The sequence below is a fragment of the Ornithinimicrobium sediminis genome, from assembly GCF_021272345.1.
Taxonomy (GTDB): Bacteria; Actinomycetota; Actinomycetes; order Actinomycetales; family Dermatophilaceae; genus Ornithinicoccus; species Ornithinicoccus sediminis_B.
The window spans coordinates 399,378-417,682 of sequence record NZ_JAJSDQ010000001.1 but is presented as its reverse complement, the minus strand read 5'-3'; the positions used below and the strand labels follow the sequence as shown (position 1 = coordinate 417,682).

The 18,305-nt window shown below is 70.7% G+C and carries 18 protein-coding genes; 17 read left to right on the top strand and 1 reads right to left on the bottom strand.

Features of this window, described 5'->3' with window-relative positions; translation table 11 throughout:
* Positions 1 to 205: 205 nt before the first annotated feature.
* From rho to prmC, 5 genes are all read left to right on the top strand, one after another.
* The gene (gene rho / locus LVO85_RS01855) at positions 206 to 2,191 is read left to right on the top strand and encodes a transcription termination factor Rho (protein ID WP_332875392.1); all 1,986 of its coding nucleotides are present in this window, start codon (positions 206 to 208) and stop codon (positions 2,189 to 2,191) included.
* 173 nt (positions 2,192 to 2,364) lie between these two features.
* Entirely contained in the window at positions 2,365 to 3,870 is a 1,506-nt protein-coding gene (locus LVO85_RS01850) for a CoA-acylating methylmalonate-semialdehyde dehydrogenase (RefSeq protein ID WP_232745700.1), read from the top strand.
* Positions 3,871 to 3,988: 118 nt separating this feature from the next.
* Positions 3,989 to 4,204, top strand: coding sequence for a 50S ribosomal protein L31 (gene rpmE / locus LVO85_RS01845; RefSeq protein WP_232745699.1), 216 nt, complete (start codon positions 3,989 to 3,991; stop codon positions 4,202 to 4,204).
* 93 nt (positions 4,205 to 4,297) lie between these two features.
* Positions 4,298 to 5,383, top strand: coding sequence for a peptide chain release factor 1 (gene prfA, locus LVO85_RS01840; RefSeq protein WP_232745698.1), 1,086 nt, complete (start codon positions 4,298 to 4,300; stop codon positions 5,381 to 5,383).
* A gap of 20 nt (positions 5,384 to 5,403) precedes the next feature.
* Positions 5,404 to 6,258 (top strand): peptide chain release factor N(5)-glutamine methyltransferase, encoded by an 855-nt coding sequence (gene prmC, locus LVO85_RS01835; protein ID WP_232745697.1) that lies wholly within the window; start codon positions 5,404 to 5,406, stop codon positions 6,256 to 6,258.
* 281 nt (positions 6,259 to 6,539) lie between these two features.
* Here prmC and LVO85_RS01830 read toward each other — a convergent pair whose 3' ends face one another.
* The gene (locus LVO85_RS01830; RefSeq protein ID WP_232745696.1) at positions 6,540 to 7,229 is read right to left on the bottom strand and encodes a pentapeptide repeat-containing protein; all 690 of its coding nucleotides are present in this window, start codon (positions 7,227 to 7,229) and stop codon (positions 6,540 to 6,542) included.
* 46 nt (positions 7,230 to 7,275) lie between these two features.
* Between LVO85_RS01830 and LVO85_RS01825 the strand changes: the two genes are divergently transcribed.
* The 12 genes from LVO85_RS01825 (at position 7,276) to atpD (ending at position 18,201) form a co-directional block, all read left to right on the top strand.
* Entirely contained in the window at positions 7,276 to 8,070 is a 795-nt protein-coding gene (locus tag LVO85_RS01825; protein ID WP_232745695.1) for an L-threonylcarbamoyladenylate synthase, read from the top strand.
* 84 nt (positions 8,071 to 8,154) lie between these two features.
* Positions 8,155 to 9,447 (top strand): serine hydroxymethyltransferase, encoded by a 1,293-nt coding sequence (locus LVO85_RS01820; RefSeq protein WP_232745694.1) that lies wholly within the window; start codon positions 8,155 to 8,157, stop codon positions 9,445 to 9,447.
* A 33-nt stretch (positions 9,448 to 9,480) separates the two neighbouring features.
* Positions 9,481 to 10,587: a glycosyltransferase family 4 protein gene (locus LVO85_RS01815; protein WP_232745693.1), complete on the top strand. Its 1,107-nt coding sequence runs from the start codon at positions 9,481 to 9,483 to the stop codon at positions 10,585 to 10,587.
* A gap of 133 nt (positions 10,588 to 10,720) precedes the next feature.
* Complete coding sequence (locus LVO85_RS01810; RefSeq protein ID WP_232745692.1) at positions 10,721 to 11,101, top strand: hypothetical protein; 381 nt, start codon at positions 10,721 to 10,723, stop codon at positions 11,099 to 11,101.
* A gap of 19 nt (positions 11,102 to 11,120) precedes the next feature.
* Positions 11,121 to 11,396, top strand: coding sequence for an AtpZ/AtpI family protein (locus LVO85_RS01805; RefSeq protein WP_232745691.1), 276 nt, complete (start codon positions 11,121 to 11,123; stop codon positions 11,394 to 11,396).
* 69 nt (positions 11,397 to 11,465) lie between these two features.
* Positions 11,466 to 12,278 (top strand): F0F1 ATP synthase subunit A, encoded by an 813-nt coding sequence (gene atpB, locus LVO85_RS01800; RefSeq protein ID WP_232745690.1) that lies wholly within the window; start codon positions 11,466 to 11,468, stop codon positions 12,276 to 12,278.
* Between the two features lie 80 nt (positions 12,279 to 12,358).
* Positions 12,359 to 12,565, top strand: a complete 207-nt coding sequence (locus LVO85_RS01795; protein WP_232745689.1) for an ATP synthase F0 subunit C — start codon at positions 12,359 to 12,361, stop codon at positions 12,563 to 12,565.
* Between the two features lie 55 nt (positions 12,566 to 12,620).
* Complete coding sequence (locus LVO85_RS01790; protein ID WP_408637660.1) at positions 12,621 to 13,223, top strand: F0F1 ATP synthase subunit B; 603 nt, start codon at positions 12,621 to 12,623, stop codon at positions 13,221 to 13,223.
* On the top strand, positions 13,223 to 14,032 hold the full coding sequence (locus LVO85_RS01785; RefSeq protein ID WP_232745688.1) for a F0F1 ATP synthase subunit delta: 810 nt from the start codon (positions 13,223 to 13,225) through the stop codon (positions 14,030 to 14,032). Before LVO85_RS01790 ends, LVO85_RS01785 begins: the two co-directional genes overlap by 1 nt.
* A 70-nt stretch (positions 14,033 to 14,102) precedes the next feature.
* On the top strand, positions 14,103 to 15,740 hold the full coding sequence (gene atpA / locus LVO85_RS01780; RefSeq protein ID WP_232745687.1) for a F0F1 ATP synthase subunit alpha: 1,638 nt from the start codon (positions 14,103 to 14,105) through the stop codon (positions 15,738 to 15,740).
* An 86-nt stretch (positions 15,741 to 15,826) separates the two neighbouring features.
* Positions 15,827 to 16,726, top strand: a complete 900-nt coding sequence (locus LVO85_RS01775) for a F0F1 ATP synthase subunit gamma (protein ID WP_232745686.1) — start codon at positions 15,827 to 15,829, stop codon at positions 16,724 to 16,726.
* 17 nt (positions 16,727 to 16,743) lie between these two features.
* The gene (gene atpD / locus LVO85_RS01770; protein ID WP_232745685.1) at positions 16,744 to 18,201 is read left to right on the top strand and encodes a F0F1 ATP synthase subunit beta; all 1,458 of its coding nucleotides are present in this window, start codon (positions 16,744 to 16,746) and stop codon (positions 18,199 to 18,201) included.
* The last annotated feature ends 104 nt before the right edge of the window (positions 18,202 to 18,305 follow it).

The following is an 18,305-nucleotide window of genomic DNA, read 5'->3' as shown; positions in this document are numbered from 1 at the left end:
CATCGGTGGAGTTTCGCCCCCGTCCTGAGTTGGGTCCGCAGGCAATGCCCATGGCTCCGACGTCGTCGGTCTGTGCTGTCACCCTCTGTGCTGTGCACGGGAGCGGCCAAGGACCTGGGCTATCCCACCAGCGCAACCGCGCTGATCCCGATGAGACCCCACCTACCGGTTCAGCCGGAGCAACACGCGGGGGAAGGAATCCTTAGTGACTGACACCACCAACGCCGAGGCCACGACCAGGACCGGCGCGCTGAGTGCCATGCGCCTGGCGGAGCTGCAGGACCTCGCCGGCACCATGGGGATCCCCGTGTCCCGGGGGATGCGGAAGGCCGACCTCGTGTCCGCCATCCGGCAGGCCAGGGGCGGGGCCGCAGCGGCACGCGCCCCCAAGCAGGCCGACACCACCACCTCTGCGCAGGCCGCGTCGGCCGCGCCCGAGGACGGCGGAGAGACCCAGCAGCAGACGCCGCGTCGCTCGCGCCGCGCCGGCGCCGCCCAGGGAGAGCCTCAGGGTGGGCAGGGCGAGCCGGCTCGGGCAGAGTCCGGCGAAGCCCGCAGCGGCCGCGAGAAGCAGCGTGACGGTGGCGAGAAGCAGCGTGACGGTGGCGAGAAGCAGCGTGACGGTGGCGAGAAGCAGCGTGACCGTGACGGTGGCCAGCAGCGTGACCGTGACGGTGGCCAGCAGCGTGACCGTGACGGTGGCGAGAAGCAGCGTGACCGTGACGGTGGCCAGCAGCGTGACCGTGACGGTGGCGAGAAGCAGCGTGACCGTGACAACGGCCAGCAGGGTGACGGTAGCCAGCAGCAGCGTGACCGTGACGGTGGACAGCAGCGTGACAGCGGCCCGAACCAGGGCGGCAACGCTCAGGGTGGCCAGTTCGACGACGACGAGCGGGGTGGACGGGGTCGCCGACGCAACCGTCAGCGCGGTCGGGACCGCAAGCGCGGTCGTTCCTCCGGGGGCGGCCAGGGGGGCCGCGGTGGCGAGGGCTACCAGGACGAGCAGCAGGAGACCTACACCGACGAGGACGTGCTCGTGCCGGTGGCCGGCGTCCTGGACGTGCTGGACAACTACGGGTTCATCCGCACGACCGGCTACCTGCCCGGCCCGACCGACATCTACGTCCCGATGGGCATGGTCCGCAAGAACAACATGCGCAAGGGCGACGCCGTCGTCGGTGCCATCAAGGCACCGAAGGACGGTGAGCCGCAGCAGACCGTGGGGCGCAACCGCGAGAAGTTCAACGCCCTGGTGCGTCTGGACTCCGTCAACGGCATGACCCCCGACCAGGCGCGGCAGCGGCCCGAGTTCGGCAAGCTCACCCCGCTGTACCCGCAGGACCGTCTTCGCCTGGAGACGGACCAGAAGAACCTGACGACACGGATCATCGACCTCGTCGCCCCGATCGGCAAGGGGCAGCGCGGCCTGATCGTCTCGCCCCCCAAGGCCGGCAAGACCCTGGTGCTGCAGTCGATCGCCAACGCGATCACGACCAACAACCCCGAGGTGCACCTCATGATCGTCCTGGTGGACGAGCGCCCGGAGGAGGTCACCGACATGCAGCGCACGGTGAAGGGCGAGGTCATCGCCTCCACCTTCGACCGTCCCGCAGAGGACCACACCACGGTGGCCGAGCTCGCCATCGAGCGTGCCAAGCGCCTCGTCGAGATGGGTGGCGACGTCGTGGTCCTGCTCGACTCGATCACCCGCCTGGGTCGTGCGTACAACCTGGCGGCACCCGCCAGCGGGCGGATCCTCTCCGGAGGTGTCGACTCCAGCGCGCTCTACCCGCCGAAGCGGTTCTTCGGCGCGGCGCGCAACATCGAGCACGGGGGCTCGCTGACCATCCTGGCCACGGCTCTGGTCGAGACGGGCTCGAAGATGGACGAGGTGATCTTCGAGGAGTTCAAGGGCACCGGCAACATGGAGCTGCGCCTGTCGCGCCAGCTGGCGGACCGTCGCATCTTCCCCGCCGTCGACCTCAACCCCTCCGGCACGCGCCGCGAGGAGATCCTGATGTCTGGCGAGGAGCTCAAGATCGTCTGGAAGCTGCGTAGGGTCCTCTCGGCACTGGACTCCCAGCAGGGGATCGAGCTGCTGCTCGACCGCCTCCGCAAGACCCGCAACAACTTCGAGTTCCTGACCCAGGTGCAGCAGACCTCGTCGATCAGACTCGACGACGAGGACTGACTCCTCACTGCCCTGACCTCAACGGATGGCGTCGCCCGGCTCTCGTCGGACGACGCCATCCGTCGTCTGTGGCGCACTTCGCCGAGGATCTCGTCGGCTAGGGTGACCTCAGGGGCACCTGGCGAGGAGCGCCCGCCGACGCCTGCCCACGTCATACCCGAGGAGACCAGCAGATGCCCAGCTCACCCGCCCGGATCACCCACCTCGTCGCAGGCTCGCCGTGGGAGGGACGGGCGGCGCGCACCAGCGAGGTCTTCAACCCCGCCACGGGTGAGGTCACCGGCCTGGTCGACCTGGCCTCGGCCGACCTCGTGGACGAGGTGGTCACCGGAGCCCGGGACGCCTGGCGCAGCTCCTGGGCGGACGTCTCGCTCTCACGGCGCAGCCAGGTCCTCTTCGCCTTCCGCGAGCTGCTGCACCGGGACAAGGAGCGCATCGCCGCCCTCATCACGGCAGAGCACGGCAAGGTCCTGTCCGACGCGGTGGGGGAGGTCACCCGCGGCCTGGAGGTGGCGGAGTTCGCCTGCGGCATCCCGCACCTGCTCAAGGGAGGGTTCTCCGAGAACGCCTCGACGGACGTCGACGTCTACTCGATCCGGCAGTCGCTCGGCGTCGTCGCCGTCATCAGCCCGTTCAACTTCCCGGCCATGGTCCCGCTGTGGTTCGTCCCCGTGGCGGTCGCGTGCGGCAACGCGGTCGTCGTCAAGCCCAGCGAGAAGGACCCCTCTGCGGTGCTGGCAGTGGCCGAGCTCTGGCGCGAGGCGGGCCTGCCCGACGGCATCATGAACGTCGTCCAGGGGGACAAGGAGGCGGTCGACGCGCTGCTGACCCACCCCGACGTCAAGGCGGTCTCCTTCGTCGGGTCGACCCCGGTCGCGCGTGATGTCTACGAGACGGGCACCGCACACGGCAAGCGGGTCCAGGCTCTCGGCGGCGCCAAGAACCACATGCTGGTCCTGCCCGACGCCGACCTCGACCTGGCCGCCGACGCTGCCGTCAACGCAGGCTTCGGGTCTGCCGGGGAGCGCTGTATGGCGATCTCGGCCCTGGTCGTCGTCGACGCCGTCGCGGACGAGCTGGTGGCGAAGGTCGCCGAGCGCATGCAGGGCCTGCGCACCGGGGACGGCACCCGGGGCTGCGACATGGGGCCGCTGGTCACCGGCGCGCACCGCGCCAAGGTCCTGTCCTACGTCGAGGCCGGGGTGCAGGACGGCGCCGAGCTGGTGGTGGACGGCAGGCAGGGTCACTACGACGCCGACGGCGCCGGGTTCTTCCTGGCGCCCACGCTCTTCGACCGGGTGACTCCCGAGATGTCGGTCTACACGGACGAGATCTTCGGCCCGGTCCTGTCCGTCGTCCGCGTGCACAGCTACGACGAGGGCCTGGAGCTCATCAACGCCAACCCCTACGGCAACGGCACCGCGATCTTCACCCACGACGGGGGAGCGGCCCGTCGTTTCCAGCACGAGGTCGAGGTCGGCATGGTCGGCATCAACGTGCCGATCCCCGTCCCCGTCTCCTACTACTCCTTCGGGGGGTGGAAGAACAGCCTGTTCGGCGACTCCCACGCCCACGGCACGGAGGGGGTGCACTTCTTCACCCGTGGGAAGGTCGTGACCGCCCGCTGGCCGGACCCCAGCCACGGCGGGCTCAACCTCGGGTTCCCGCAGAACGGCTGAGCCGGCCGACTTGGAGGAGAGCGCCACCGGCTGGCATCATGGTCCGTTGGCCCACCGGTTCACGGTCCACGGCGTCCGCCGACCGACCCGGGGGACACCCGCCACCCGAGGAGAACACGTGAAGAAGAACATCCACCCGGAGTACGTCGAGACCCAGGTGACCTGCAGCTGCGGTGCGACCTTCACCACCCGCAGCACCGCGACGAGCGGCAGGATCAACGCCGACGTCTGCTCCCAGTGCCACCCCTTCTACACCGGCAAGCAGAAGATCCTGGACACCGGTGGCCGCGTGGCCCGCTTCCAGGAGCGCTACGGCAAGAAGGCTGCGCAGTAGGACCTCGCACGCCGGCTCCAGCACCGTCCCCGGTGCCGGAGCCGGCGTCGCTGTCGGTCGCCCTCCACCACGATGCCCGCCCAGGAGCCACGCATGGACGACTCGGCCGCCGCCCTCGTCGCCGAGCTCACCGAGATCGAGGAACGGCTCGCCGACCCCGGCATCCACGACGACCCGGCGGCCTACCGCCGTCTCACGAAACGGTATGCCGCGCTCACCCCCACCGTGACGGCGTACCGGCAGTGGCAGGCAGCCGTCGCCGACCTGGGTGCCGCCCGTGAGCTGGCCCAGGAGGACCCCGCCTTCGCCGAGGAGCTGCCCGGGCTGGTGGCCGCCGAGGCCGACGCGGCCGACCGGCTGCGTCGCCTGCTGGTGCCGCGTGACCCCGACGACGACCGTGACGCGATCCTCGAGGTCAAGGCGGGGGAGGGGGGTGCCGAGTCGGCGCTGTTCGCGGCCGACCTGGTGCGGATGTACCTGCGCTACGCCGAGCGGCGCGGCTGGCGCGTGCAGGTGCTCGACGCCACCGCGTCGGACCTCGGCGGCTACAAGGACATCCGGATCGCCGTCCAGGCGTCCGGCGTGCCCGGCCCGGGGGAGGCCCCCTGGGCGCGGCTGAGGTACGAGGGGGGCGTGCACCGGGTGCAGCGGGTGCCGGTGACCGAGAGCCAGGGACGGATCCACACCTCGGCGGCGGGCGTGCTGGTGCTGCCCGAGGTCGAGGACCCAGAGGAGGTCCGGCTGCACCCTGCCGACCTCAGGATCGACGTCTTCCGCTCCAGCGGCCCGGGCGGGCAGTCGGTCAACACCACCGACTCGGCGGTGCGCATCACCCACCTCCCGACCGGCCTCGTGGTCTCCTGCCAGAACGAGAAGTCGCAGCTGCAGAACAAGGAGTCCGCGCTGCGCGTCCTGCGGGCCAGGCTGCACCAGCTCGCCGTCGACGAGGCCGACGCCCAGGCTTCGGAGCAACGGCGCAGCCAGATCCGCACGGTGGACCGCAGCGAGCGGATCCGCACCTACAACTACCCCGAGAACCGGGTGGCCGACCACCGCACCGGCTTCAAGGCCTACAACCTGGACCAGGTGCTCGACGGCGACCTCGACCCGGTGGTGCAGTCGGCGCTCGAGACCGACGAGGCGGCACGCCTGGCACTGCTGGCGGGAGAGGGCACCTGAGCGCCGACGAGGAGCGCACGGTGGAGCAGACCCTGCGGCAGGCGGCGGCACGGTTGCGCGACGCCGGGGTGGTGAGCGCCCGGGTGGACGCCGAGCTCCTGCTGGCCCATGCGGCGGGCACCAACCGTGCTGAGCTGCAGCGGCTGGCCCTGCTCGGCCGGCGGGTCCCGGACAGCGTGCTCGTGGCCTACGGACCGCTGGTCGACGAGCGCGCACGGCGGGTGCCGCTACAGCACCTCACGGGCACCGTGTCCTTCGCCGGTCTGGAGCTGGCCGTGGGTCCGGGCGTCTTCGTGCCGCGCCCCGAGACCGAGCTGCTGGTCACCCTGGGCGTGGAGGCACTGCGGGGGGCCGACGCCCCCGTCGTGGTCGACCTGTGCACCGGCTGCGGGGCCGTCGCCCTCGCGCTCAAGGCACGCGTGCCCGGGGCGGAGGTGCTCGCCGTCGAGCTGTCGGAGCACGCGCTCGCCTGGGCGGGCGAGAACGTGGCTCGCAGCGGGCTGGAGGTCGGCCTGCGCCAGGGCGACGCCCGGACCGCAGGGGACGACCTGCTCGGCACCGTCGACCTGGTGACCTGCAACCCGCCGTACATCCCGCTCGGAGCCGTGCCGGTGGACCCCGAGGTGCGTGACCACGACCCCGAGCTGGCGCTCTACGGCGGCAGCGCCGACGGTCTGGCGATCCCCCGGGCCGTCGCCGCACGCGCGGCCGTGCTGCTGCGCCCCGGAGGGGTCCTGCTCATGGAGCACGCGGAGGTGCAGCGGGAGGCGCTCACCCGCGCCCTGCGCTCGGCGGGGGTATGGCGTGAGGTCGCCGACCACGACGACCTCACGGGGCGTCCGCGGGTGGCCCGAGCCGTGCGCGCGGGCGGCTGAGGCCCACCGGACGCAGAGCTCCCCCCGAGCGGCGGTGCCTGCTCAGGGGGAGCCTGGTGTCGAGGGTGGGGTCAGAGTGCGCTGATGAGCCACACGACGAGGGCGATGATCAGCAGGACTCCGACGATGGTCCAGATGGTCGAGCTTCCGCGCATGGTGTTCTCCTTCGGTCAGGGAAAGACGCCGGGGTGGTGGTCCCGGCGTCGTGGTCGTCATCCATGGTAGTGGCTTGCCGGCCTCTCGCATCTTGGGACGACCTGGGTTGCGCCGGTGTGTCACCATCACCCGTCCGTCACCACCACCCCCACGAGGTCCTCGGCGATGGCCACCGCCTGGCTGGACGAGACGACGGCCCCGCGCCAGGCCGCGGCGCGTGCGGCGTCGACCGGCCCCAGGTCTGCGCCGCGCAGGTCGGTGCCGTCGAACCGGGCGTCCAACAGCTCCGTGTGCAGCAGGGTGCATCCCTGCATCACCGCCCCCCGCAGGTCGGCGCCGGAGAGGTTCGCCTCGGTGAACCGGGTGCGGCTCAGGTCCCTGCCGTGCAGCGACATGCCGGTGAGGTCGGCGCCGTAGGCGTTGCAGCCCACGAGCGACACCCCCAGCCCGCGGGTGCCGTCGGCCACCACGCCCACCAGGCGGCAGCCGCGCAGGACGGCGTCGGTCAGCAGTGCGCGGCGCAGCACCGCCTCGGCCAGGTCCACCCCCTCGAGGACGGCGTCTCCGAGGTCGGCGTCCTCGAGCAGCACGGCCCGGGCCGAGCCTCCCTCCCACCGGGACCCTGCCAGCCGGGCGCCACGGAGGTCGGCGTCGTCCAGGGTGCAGCCGACCAGCACGGCCGCGTCGAGGTCGACGCCCGCCGCACGCACTCCCGACAGGTCGCAGCGGGTCAGCACGAGGGGCTCGCCGGCGGGGCGGTCGGCCAGCGCGAGCACGTCCTCGGCGCGGAGCGTGAGGTCGGTCAGCGACGGCATACGGGCAGGGTCCCACCGAGGTCGCCGGAGTGCGAGACTGTGCGGCGTGATCGTTGCAGCGGGTGACCCGGAGAGCCGGGACGAGGCCGTCCAGAAGGCGGCAGAGGTCGTGCGCGGGGGGCGCATCGTCGTGCTCCCCACGGACACCGTCTACGGCGTGGGGGCCGACGCCTTCGACGAGGTGGCCGTGGCGATGGTCCTGGCGGCCAAGCACCGCGGCCGGGAGATGCCCCCGCCGGTGCTGGTGCCGAGCGCGCGCACGGTGGACGGGCTGGCGACCTCCGTGCCGATGTACGCCAGGATCCTCATGAGGCAGTTCTGGCCCGGCTCGCTGACCCTCGTGCTGAAGGCGCAGCCCTCGCTGGCCTGGGACCTGGGGGAGACCAACGGCACGGTGGCCCTGCGCATGCCGGACGACGAGGTCGCGCTCGCGCTGCTGGCCGAGGTGGGTCCGCTGGCGGTGACCAGTGCCAACGTCACCGGGCGGCCGGCCGCGACCACGGCGGTCGAGGCGCAGGAGCAGCTCGGCGGTGCGGTCGCGCTCTACCTCGACGGCGGTCCCCGCACCGCCGGGGCCGCTTCCACCATCGTGGACTGCACGGGCCCGGAGCCGGTCGTGCTGAGGCACGGAGCCCTGGCCGCCGACCGGATGCGCGAGGTGCTCGGCACCACCGTGCTGCACGACGCCCCGCCGACCTCCTCGGCCGAGGAGGAGACCGGCGACGAGCAGGGCGCCGTCGCGCCCGATGCCGTCGTGGGGCCGCGTCTGGTCGGCAGCGTGCAGGGCACCGGGGTCGCCGTGCCCCCGGGGAGCCTGCGCGACGTGCCGCCCCCGGCCTGAGCCGCGCCCCGTGCCGCGTTCCCACCGCATACAGTTGGACCGCACTGCCGGACGAGCTCCGGCCCCGCCGAGCAGGAGAGCCCAGTGAGCAACGAGGTCACGCCCGAGACGTACTACGGCCCGAGTTTCGCGGCGCTGGTGGACAGCGACCCGCAGGTCGCCGAGCTCCTGGTGAGCGAGCTGGACCGGCAGCGTGCCGGGCTGCAGCTCATCGCCAGCGAGAACCAGACCAGCCCGGCCGTCCTGGCGGCGCTGGGGTCGACGCTGTCCAACAAGTACGCCGAGGGCTACCCCGACAAGCGCTACTACGGAGGGTGCTCGGAGGTCGACAAGGTCGAGAAGCTCGCCATCGAGCGCGCCAAGGCACTGTTCGGGGCGGACCACGCCAACGTGCAGCCTCACTCCGGAGCCAGCGCCAACCAGGCGGTCTACGGAGCCTTCGCCGCACCGGGCGACACCATCATGGGCATGTCGCTGGACCACGGCGGCCACCTGACGCACGGCTTCAAGGTCTCCTTCTCGGGCAAGTGGTTCAACGCCGTGCACTACGGCGTGGACCCGGAGACCGAGGACATCGACTACGACCAGGTGCGCGACCTGGCGCTGGAGCACCGGCCCAAGCTCATCATCGCCGGGGGTTCGGCCATCCCGCGTCTCATCGACTTCGCGGCCTTCCGCGAGATCGCCGACGAGGCCGGCGCCGTCTTCTGGGTGGACGCCGCCCACTTCATCGGCCTCGTCGCCGGCCAGGCGATCCCCTCGCCCGTGCCGCACGCCGACGTCGTCAGCTTCACCACCCACAAGGTGCTGCGGGGCCCCCGCGGCGGAGCGATCGTGTGCAAGGCCGAGCACGCGGCCAAGGTCGACCGGGCCGTCTTCCCGATGATGCAGGGAGGGCCGCTCATGCACGGTGTGGCCGCCAAGGCGGTCAACTTCGCCGAGTGCGCCACGCCGGCCTACCAGGAGTACGCCCGCCAGGTCATCGCCAACGCCCGGTCCCTGGCGGCGGGCCTGGGGGAGCGGGACATCCGGCCGATCACCGGCGGCACCGACACCCACCTGTCGCTGCACGACCTGCGCGGCGTCGGGGTCACCGGCGCCGACGCGGAGCTGCGCTGCGAGGCCGCGGGCATCGTGCTCAACAAGAACGCCATCCCCTTCGACCCCGAGAAGCCCAACATCGCCTCCGGCATCCGGGTCGGCACGCCGTCGCTGACGACGCAGGGCATGGGCACCGACGACATGACCGTCGTGGCCGACCTCATCCACCGGGCGGTGACGACGACCGACGGGGACCCCGACCATGCAGGGGCCCGGGCGATCCGCGCCGAGGTGACCGACCTGCTCGCCTCCCACCCGGCCTACCCGCACCCCTGACGACACGTCCCGGGCGGCCGGGGGAGGTGAGCGATGCGCGAGTACCTGCTGATCCTGCTGACCGCAGCGGTCTTCACGTATGTCGCGACGACCATCGTCCGCCGCCTCGCGGTCGTCGTCGGCGCCGTCACACCGGTGCGCGCCCGCGACGTCCACGCCGTCCCGACGCCCCGCCTGGGCGGGGTGGCGATGCTGGTCGGCTTCGCGGTCGCGGTGCTCGTCGGCAGCCGCCTGCCCTACCTCGGTCAGCTGTTCGACACCCCGGAGCTGATGGGGGTGCTCCTCAGCGCGACGATCATCACGGTGCTCGGGGCGCTGGACGACGTGCGCGACCTCGACTGGCTCACCAAGCTCGCGGGGCAGGTCGTGGCCGGAGCGGTCCTCGCGTTCTTCGGGGTGCAGCTGCTGGGCCTGCCCATCTTCGGCGTGACGGTGCTGCCCGAGCCCGTCCTCGTGGCGCTGACCATCCTGATCGTGGTGGTCTCCTGCAACGCGGTGAACTTCGTCGACGGCCTCGACGGGCTCGCGGCCGGCGTGGTGTTCATCTCGGCCGGCACGTTCTTCGCCTGGACCTACCTCGTGAGCCGGGCCTTCGACCCTCCCAACGTCTTCTCGACGGCCACCTTCATCACCGCGGCACTGATGGGCTGCTGCATCGGCTTCCTTCCGCACAACTTCCACCCCGCCCGGCTGTTCATGGGCGACGCGGGGGCTCTGCTGCTGGGGCTGCTGCTCTCGGCGGCGACGATCTCGATGACGGGCAGCGTCGACCCCAACTCCAGCGTGGCGACCACGTCGACCCTGGCCGCCTTCATGCTGCCCCTGCTGCTGCCGGTCGCGATCATGGCTCTGCCCATCCTCGACATGGCGCTCGCCGTGGTCAGACGCACCCGACGCGGGGACTCCCCGTGGAAGCCCGACGCACACCACATCCACCACCAGATGCTCAAGATTGGACACAGCCACCGACGGGCCGTCGGACTGCTCTACCTGTGGTCGGCACTCATCGCCGTCGGCGCGGTGTCGATCGCCTACGTGCCGGTCTGGGTGACCGTCGTCGGGATGGTCCTGGCCCTGCTCCTTGCGGTCGCGCTGACCTGGCAGCCCTGGAGCCGCAAGGTCGGACCGACCCCCTTGTGAATTTTTTCACAAGGGGTCCTGGCGTCATGATCGGGGCTTGATGCCATCCCCTTCCCAGCGCTCAGGCCGTCCCCCCGCACAGCGTGGCGGCCGCGCTGCCCCCTCCCCACCCGTCCACCCCGTCGTCACTGCCATGCAGCGCTCCGCTCTGCGCTGGGCGCTCCCGGTCGCGCTGCTCTGCACCCTCGCCCTCGGCGTGCTGCGCGGGCCGGGGGCGGCCGGGTCGGCAGCGCTGGGGGCCGCCATCGCGCTGGCGGCCTTCCTCAGCGGGTCGTGGGCGATCGGGCTGCTGCTCGACCACCTCCCGGGCGCGGCGGTGGTCGGGGCGCTGACCGTGTACCTCATACAGCTGCTGCTGCTGGTCAGCGCTGTCCTGGTCGTCCGTGAGCTGCCGTGGGTCGACCCCCTCGCCGCGGCGGTCGGTCTGCTGGCCACCGCCCTGGCGCACCAGGTCGGTCAGGTCACCGGCTTCCTCCGCGCCCGCACCCTCTTCGTCGACCCACCCCTGCCCTGAGGCTGCGATGATGGGCCGCATGGACGACAGCACCCCGCGGCCCAAGGGTGACCCCCTGCCTCCGAGACCCAAGGGCGACCCCCTGCCTCCGAGACACGAGGTGACCGGCCACTCCAAGGAGACCGACGCGGCCACCACCGTCGTCTCCTACCTCATCGGCGGACCGGTCACCTTCGGCGGTCTGGGCTGGTTGCTGGACCGGTGGTGGGACACCGCCTTCCTGGTTGTCGTGGGTCTTCTGGTGGGGATGGCCCTGTCGCTCTACGTCGTCTGGCTCCGGTATGGTTCACCCTGACCTCCCCACCCGCGCGCTGTCGCGATCGGGGCGTGCCCACTCCGCAGCCCGTAGGACCAAGGAGAACCAGTGATCCTGACTTCGGCCCTCCCCGTGCCGATGGCCGACTTCCCGCCGTCTCCCTCGACGTTCTGGCAGCCGCTGGTGAACTTCGGGACGGTCGAGATCCTCGGCATGGAGATGACGCTGGCCATCACCCGGCCCATGGTCGTGATGGCGCTGTCCGTGGGGCTGCTCTCCTGGTGGCTCGTGGCCACGACCAAGCGCGCCGCCGTCGTTCCCAGCAAGGGCCAGTGGTTCACCGAGAAGGTCTACGACTTCGTGCGCAACGACGTCGCCCGCGACATGATCGGCAGCAAGGAGTTCATGCGCTTCGTGCCGCTGCTGTTCGCGATGTTCGTGCTGATCCTGGCCAACAACTGGGCCGGCATCATCCCGCCCATCCAGCTGCCGACCTTCGGTCGCATCGGCTTCCCGATCGCCCTCACGCTGGTCATCTACGTGGTCTACCACTGGATCGGTGTGCAGAAGCACGGAGTCGTGGGCTACTTCAAGTTCATGATCCCCCCGGGCCTGCCCGCCTGGATCGCGCCGGCCATCTTCGTGCTGGAGCTCATCACCTTCTTCATCACCCGCCCGCTCACCCTGGCGCTGCGACTGTTCGGCAACATGTTCGCCGGCCACATGCTGCTCCTGGTGTTCACGCTGGGCGCCTGGGAGCTCTTCACGCAGGGGGGCTTCCTCACTGCGGTGGCCATCCCGGCCTGGATCATGTCCTTCGCCATGGTGCTGTTCGAGGCACTGGTGCAGTTCCTGCAGGCCTACGTCTTCGTGCTCCTGGCCGCCTCCTACATCGGCGGAGCACTGGCGGACGAGCACTGACTCCGCCCCCGACCCACAACTGAATACCCTTGCCGCCGGCGGTCTTCGCCGCCGGGACAACACATAGAAAGAGAACTGACGTGACTGGTGACGTAACTCTGATCGGCTACGGCCTCGCCACGATCGGCCCCGCCATCGCCGTGGGCCTGATCTTCGCCGCCTACATCAACGGTGTGGCCCGCCAGCCCGAGGCCAGCAACCTGCTGCGCCCGATCGCCATCCTGGGCTTCGCCCTGGCCGAGGCGCTCGCGATCTTCGGCCTGGTCCTCTTCTTCATCCGACTCTGACTCACCCGGGACGCAGTCGCTGGTTCCGGCGTGGCGTCGAACATGAGGAGACACTGTGCAGCCCTTTGCTGACACCCTGACCACCGTGGCGGTGGTGACTGCCGCTGACGACCCCGAGGCGTCCGCACTCCCGATCCTGCCCTACCTGCCCGAGCTCTTCTTCGGGCTCGTCGCGTTCGCGATCCTGTACTTCGTCGTGAAGAGCAAGGTCGTGCCCAACCTGGAGAAGGCCTACGCGGACCGCACCGCAGCCATCGAGGGCGGCATGGAGCAGGCCGAGCAGGCGCAGGCCGAGGCAGAGGCGGCGCGACAGGAGTATGTCGCCCAGCTCGCGGGAGCCCGTGACGAAGCCGCTCGCATCCGCGAGGAGGCCAAGGAGCAGGGCGCCGCGATCGTGGCGGAGATGCGGCAGCAGGCGCAGGCCGAGGCTGCCCGGATCACCGAGACGGCCCACAAGCAGGTGGAGGCGGAGCGCCAGCAGGCCATGGTCTCGCTGCGCGGCGAGGTCGGCCAGATCTCCACCGACCTGGCCAGCCGCATCGTCGGCGAGTCGCTGCACGACCAGGCGCGACAGACCGGGGTCATCGACAGGTTCCTGGCCGAGCTCGAGGCCGGCGACGTGCAGCGCACCCAGGTCGGCACGGGGCAGGAGTCCTGATGCAGGGCCCCTCCCGCAACGCGATGGCGCTCTCACGAGCAGCCCTCGAGGAGGCGCTGACCAGCAGCGGTGACGCCGTGGCCCTGGCCGAGGACCTGCTGGCCGTGGCCGGCACCGTCAGCGGCTCCGGCACGCTGCGCCGAGCACTGGCCGACCCCTCGCGTGAGGGGCGGGAGCGCGCCGGGCTCGTCGACAGGCTCTTCGCGGGCCGCGTGGGCGACCCTGCCCAGCACGTCGCTCGTACCGTCGCAGCACAGCGGTGGAACGACTCCAGCGACCTCCCGGTGGCCCTCGAGGCGCTGTCGGTGGAGGCCTTCCTGGCCAACGCCCAGCGTGCGGGCCGGCTGGGGCGCGTCGAGGACGAGCTGTTCCGCTTCCAGCGGATCGTGGCGGGTGACGACCGCCTGCAGGCCGCTCTGACCGACCCGCGAGCGCCGGTCGCGTCCAAGAGCAACCTGGTCAGGCAGCTGCTGTCCGACAAGGCAGCACCGGAGACGGTGCGCCTGGCCTCGCACGCCGTGGCCACCCGCACCGAACGGTTCGGCCGCACCATCGAGTCCTACCTGGCGACTGCCGCTCGGCGGCAGCAGCAGGTGACGGCGGTCGTGACGAGCGCGGCGCCGCTGACCGAGGCCCAGGTGGACCGGCTGGTCGCGGCGCTGTCGCGGCAGTACGGGCGCCAGGTCCACGCCAACATCGTGATCGACCCCTCCGTCATCGGAGGGATCCGCGTCGAGATCGGTGACGAAGTGATCGAGGGCACGATCAGCAGTCGTCTGGACGACGCGCGACGTCGTCTCTCCAGCTGAGCCACCATCCACCACCCACGCACCTGACCTGCTCCGAGGACAAGATCGGGGCACCAATGAGGAGAAGACAATGACGGAGCTGACGATCCGTCCGGAGGAGATCCGCGACGCGCTGGACCATTTCGTCCAGTCCTACCAGCCGGGCGCCGCCTCTCGTGAGGAGGTCGGGCGCGTGGCCGATGCCAGTGACGGCATCGCCCATGTCGAGGGCCTGCCCTCGGTGATGACCAACGAGCTGCTGCAGTTCGAGGACGGCACCCTGGGCCTGGCCCTCAACCTCGACGTGCACCAGATCGGCGTCGTCGTGCTGGGCGAGTTCTCCGGCATCGACGAGGGCCAGGAGGTGCGGCGCACCGGGGAGGTCCTGTCCGTCCCGGTCGGCGACGGCTACCTCGGTCGCGTGGTCGACCCCCTGGGCAACCCCATCGACGGCCTCGGTGAGGTCCAGAGCGAGGGCCGACGTGCCCTGGAGCTCCAGGCGCCCTCGGTCATGCACCGCAAGTCGGTGCACGAGCCGCTGCAGACCGGCATCAAGGCCATCGACTCGATGATCCCGATCGGCCGTGGCCAGCGTCAGCTCATCATCGGCGACCGCCAGACCGGCAAGACCACGGTCGCGGTGGACACAATCCTCAACCAGCGCTCCAACTGGGAGTCGGGCGACCCCGAGAAGCAGGTGCGCTGCATCTATGTCGCCATCGGCCAGAAGGGCTCCACCATCGCCTCGGTGCGGGGGACCCTGGAGGAGGCCGGCGCGATGGACTACACCACCATCGTCGCCGCCCCGGCGTCGAACTCCGCCGGCTTCAAGTACCTCGCCCCGTACACCGGCTCGGCGATCGGCCAGCACTGGATGTACCAGGGAAAGCACGTCCTCATCGTCTTCGACGACCTGTCGAAGCAGGCCGAGGCCTACCGGGCCGTGTCGCTGCTGCTGCGCCGCCCGCCGGGCCGCGAGGCCTACCCGGGTGACGTCTTCTACCTGCACTCGCGCCTGCTCGAGCGCTGCGCGAAGCTCTCGGACGACCTGGGTGCGGGGTCGATGACGGGTCTGCCGATCATCGAGACCAAGGCGGGCGACGTGTCGGCCTACATCCCGACCAACGTCATCTCGATCACGGACGGCCAGATCTACCTGCAGTCCGACCTGTTCAACTCCAACGTCCGCCCCGCGATCGACGTCGGCATCTCGGTGTCCCGCGTCGGTGGTGCCGCCCAGATCAAGGCGATGAAGGAGGTCTCGGGTCGCCTCAAGGTCGACCTCGCGCAGTTCCGCGAGATGGAGGCCTTCGCGATGTTCGCCTCCGACCTGGACGCCGCCTCGCGGGCCCAGCTCGAGCGCGGGGCCCGCATGGTGGAGCTGCTCAAGCAGCCGCAGTCCTCGCCGATCGCGGTCGAGGAGCAGGTCGCGATCATCTGGGCGGGCACCCAGGGGCACCTGGACTCCGTCCCGGTCCCCGACGTGCGCCGTTTCGAGCGCGAGTTCGTGGAGATGCTGCGTCGTGAGCACGACGGCCTGCTCGCCGGCATCCGCGAGACGAAGAAGCTGGGCGACGACACCCGGGCGTCCCTGGAGGAGGCCATGGCCTCGTTCAAGGAGCAGTTCCGTCCGACCGAGGACGCGCCGGAGGCCCCGGCGGACGAGGACGTCGAGGCGCTCGAGGACGACGACGTCAACCAGGCACAGATCACGCGTCAGAAGCGCTGACCCGCGGGCGGTCCCGTCCAGCAGGCGGGACCGCGGCGGTCGCACTTCGTGCGCACCGGGCAAGGTTCGAGAAGGAGAGGCGAGACATGGGAGCGCAGCAGCGGGAGTACCGCCAGCGCAGCAGATCCGTCCAGTCGACGAAGAAGATCACTCGGGCGATGGAGCTGATTGCCGCTTCTCGGGTCGTCAAGGCACGGCAGCGGGTCCAGGAGACCTCGCCGTACGCACGGTCGATCACCCGGGCCGTGTCGGCCGTCGCGACGCACTCGGACGTGGACCACCCGCTGACCACCGAGCGGCCCGACGCCCGACGGGCCGGCATGCTGGTCATCACCAGTGACCGCGGCCTGGCCGGCGCCTACTCGGCCACCGTGCTCAAGCGCAGCGAGCAGCTGCGCACGATGCTGGAGGAGGACGGCCGCGAGGTCGTCCCCTACCTGTGCGGGCGCAAGGCCGAGGGCTTCTACAGGTTCCGCCGGCGTGACTTCGAGACCAGCTGGTCGGGCTTCTCCGACAAGCCGACCTTCGAGGCCGCCAAGGCCATCGCCGAGCGGATCACCGAGGACTTCATCGCCGGAGCCGACGGCGGCGGGGTGGACGAGATCCACGTCGTCTACACGCGGTTCGTCAACATGGTCACCCAGGAGGTGCAGGTGCTGCGGCTCCTGCCGCTGGAGGTCGTCGAGGGTGTGGAGGCGCCGGAGGAGCACGAGCTCATCCCGCTCTACGACTTCGAGCCCAGTGGCACGCAGGTGCTCGACGCCCTGCTGCCGAAGTACGTCGTGTCACGCATCTACAACGCGCTGCTGCAGTCGGCGGCCTCCGAGCTCGCCGCCCGTCAGCGGGCGATGAAGTCGGCGACCGACAACGCCGACGAGCTCATCAAGACCTACACCCGGCTGGCCAACCAGGCCCGCCAGGCCGAGATCACCCAAGAGATCAGCGAAATCGTGGGCGGCGCCAGCGCCCTCGCCGACGCCAAGTGAGAAGGAAGCACTGAACCATGAGCACTGCTACCACTGAGGCTCCCTCGCAGGAGCAGAACCAGGGCGGAGTCGGCCGGCTCTCGCGGATCATCGGTCCGGTCGTCGACGTCGAGTTCCCGCCCGGACAGATCCCCTCGATGTACAACCTCCTCACCACGCAGGTGGAGCTCGGCGGCGAGAGCAAGAACATCAACCTCGAGGTCGCGCAGGACATCGGCGACAACATGGTGCGGGCGATCTCGCTGCAGCCCACCGACGGCCTCGTCCGTGGCGCCGCGGTGCAGGACACCGGCGGCCCCATCTCCGTGCCGGTCGGCGACGTCACGCTCGGCAGGGTGTTCAACGCGACCGGTGACTGCCTCAACCTGGGCGAGGGGGAGACCCTCGAGGTCAGCGAGCGTTGGGGCATCCACCGCCAGGCGCCGGCCTTCGACCAGCTCGAGTCCAAGACCCAGATGTTCGAGACCGGCATCAAGGTCATCGACCTGCTGACGCCGTACGTGCTGGGCGGCAAGATCGGCCTGTTCGGTGGTGCCGGCGTCGGCAAGACGGTGCTCATCCAGGAGATGATCGCCCGCGTCGCCCGCGACCACGGTGGTGTGTCGGTCTTCGCCGGCGTGGGTGAGCGCACCCGCGAGGGCAACGACCTCATCGTGGAGATGGAGGAGGCCGGCGTCCTCGGGCAGACCGCCCTGGTGTTCGGCCAGATGGACGAGCCCCCGGGCACCCGCCTGAGGGTCGCGCTGTCGGCGCTGACGATGGCGGAGTACTTCCGCGACGTGCAGAAGCAGGACGTGCTGCTCTTCATCGACAACATCTTCCGCTTCACCCAGGCCGGCTCCGAGGTGTCCACGCTGCTGGGCCGGATGCCGTCCGCGGTGGGCTACCAGCCCAACCTGGCCGACGAGATGGGTGTGCTGCAGGAGCGCATCACCTCCACGCGCGGCCACTCGATCACCTCGATGCAGGCGATCTACGTCCCGGCCGACGACTACACCGACCCGGCGCCGGCGACGACCTTCGCCCACCTGGACGCGACGACCGAGCTGTCCCGTCCGATCGCCTCGATGGGCATCTACCCCGCGGTGGACCCGCTGGCCTCGACCAGCCGCATCCTGGACCCGCGCTTCATCAGCCAGGAGCACTACGACACGGCTGCTCGGGTCAAGTCCATCCTGCAGCGGTACAAGGAGCTGCAGGACATCATCGCCATCCTGGGCATCGACGAGCTCTCCGAGGAGGACAAGATCCTCGTCGGGCGCGCTCGGCGCATCCAGCGCTTCCTGTCGCAGAACACCTACGTGGCCAAGCAGTTCACCGGCATCGAGGGCTCGACCGTGCCGTTGTCGGAGACGGTCGAGGCGTTCACCAAGGTGGCCGACGGTGAGTACGACCACCTGCCCGAGCAGGCGTTCTTCATGTGCGGAGGCCTGGAGGACGTGGAGCGTCAGGCCGCGGAGCTGGAGAAGAGCTGACCGTCGGGGGCTGAGCCCCCGACCATCCACCCCCACGGGCCGGGTCCCCTCACCGCGTGTGCGGCCGGACCCGGCCCGCCGTGGTCGCCGTCTGGCGTCCCGGC

Bases quoted from the DNA above. Each gene is read 5' to 3' on its own strand.
- LVO85_RS01850 (WP_232745700.1), top strand. From the start codon at position 2,365: ATGCCCAGCTCACCCGCCCGGATCACCCACCTCGTCGCAGGCTCGCCG.
- prfA (WP_232745698.1), top strand. From the start codon at position 4,298: ATGGACGACTCGGCCGCCGCCCTCGTCGCCGAGCTCACCGAGATCGAG.
- LVO85_RS01830 (WP_232745696.1), bottom strand. From the start codon at position 7,229: ATGCCGTCGCTGACCGACCTCACGCTCCGCGCCGAGGACGTGCTCGCG.
- LVO85_RS01815 (WP_232745693.1), top strand. From the start codon at position 9,481: ATGCGCGAGTACCTGCTGATCCTGCTGACCGCAGCGGTCTTCACGTAT.
- LVO85_RS01810 (WP_232745692.1), top strand. From the start codon at position 10,721: ATGCAGCGCTCCGCTCTGCGCTGGGCGCTCCCGGTCGCGCTGCTCTGC.
- LVO85_RS01805 (WP_232745691.1), top strand. From the start codon at position 11,121: ATGGACGACAGCACCCCGCGGCCCAAGGGTGACCCCCTGCCTCCGAGA.
- LVO85_RS01785 (WP_232745688.1), top strand. From the start codon at position 13,223: ATGCAGGGCCCCTCCCGCAACGCGATGGCGCTCTCACGAGCAGCCCTC.
- atpA (WP_232745687.1), top strand. From the start codon at position 14,103: ATGACGGAGCTGACGATCCGTCCGGAGGAGATCCGCGACGCGCTGGAC.
- LVO85_RS01775 (WP_232745686.1), top strand. From the start codon at position 15,827: ATGGGAGCGCAGCAGCGGGAGTACCGCCAGCGCAGCAGATCCGTCCAG.
- atpD (WP_232745685.1), top strand. From the start codon at position 16,744: ATGAGCACTGCTACCACTGAGGCTCCCTCGCAGGAGCAGAACCAGGGC.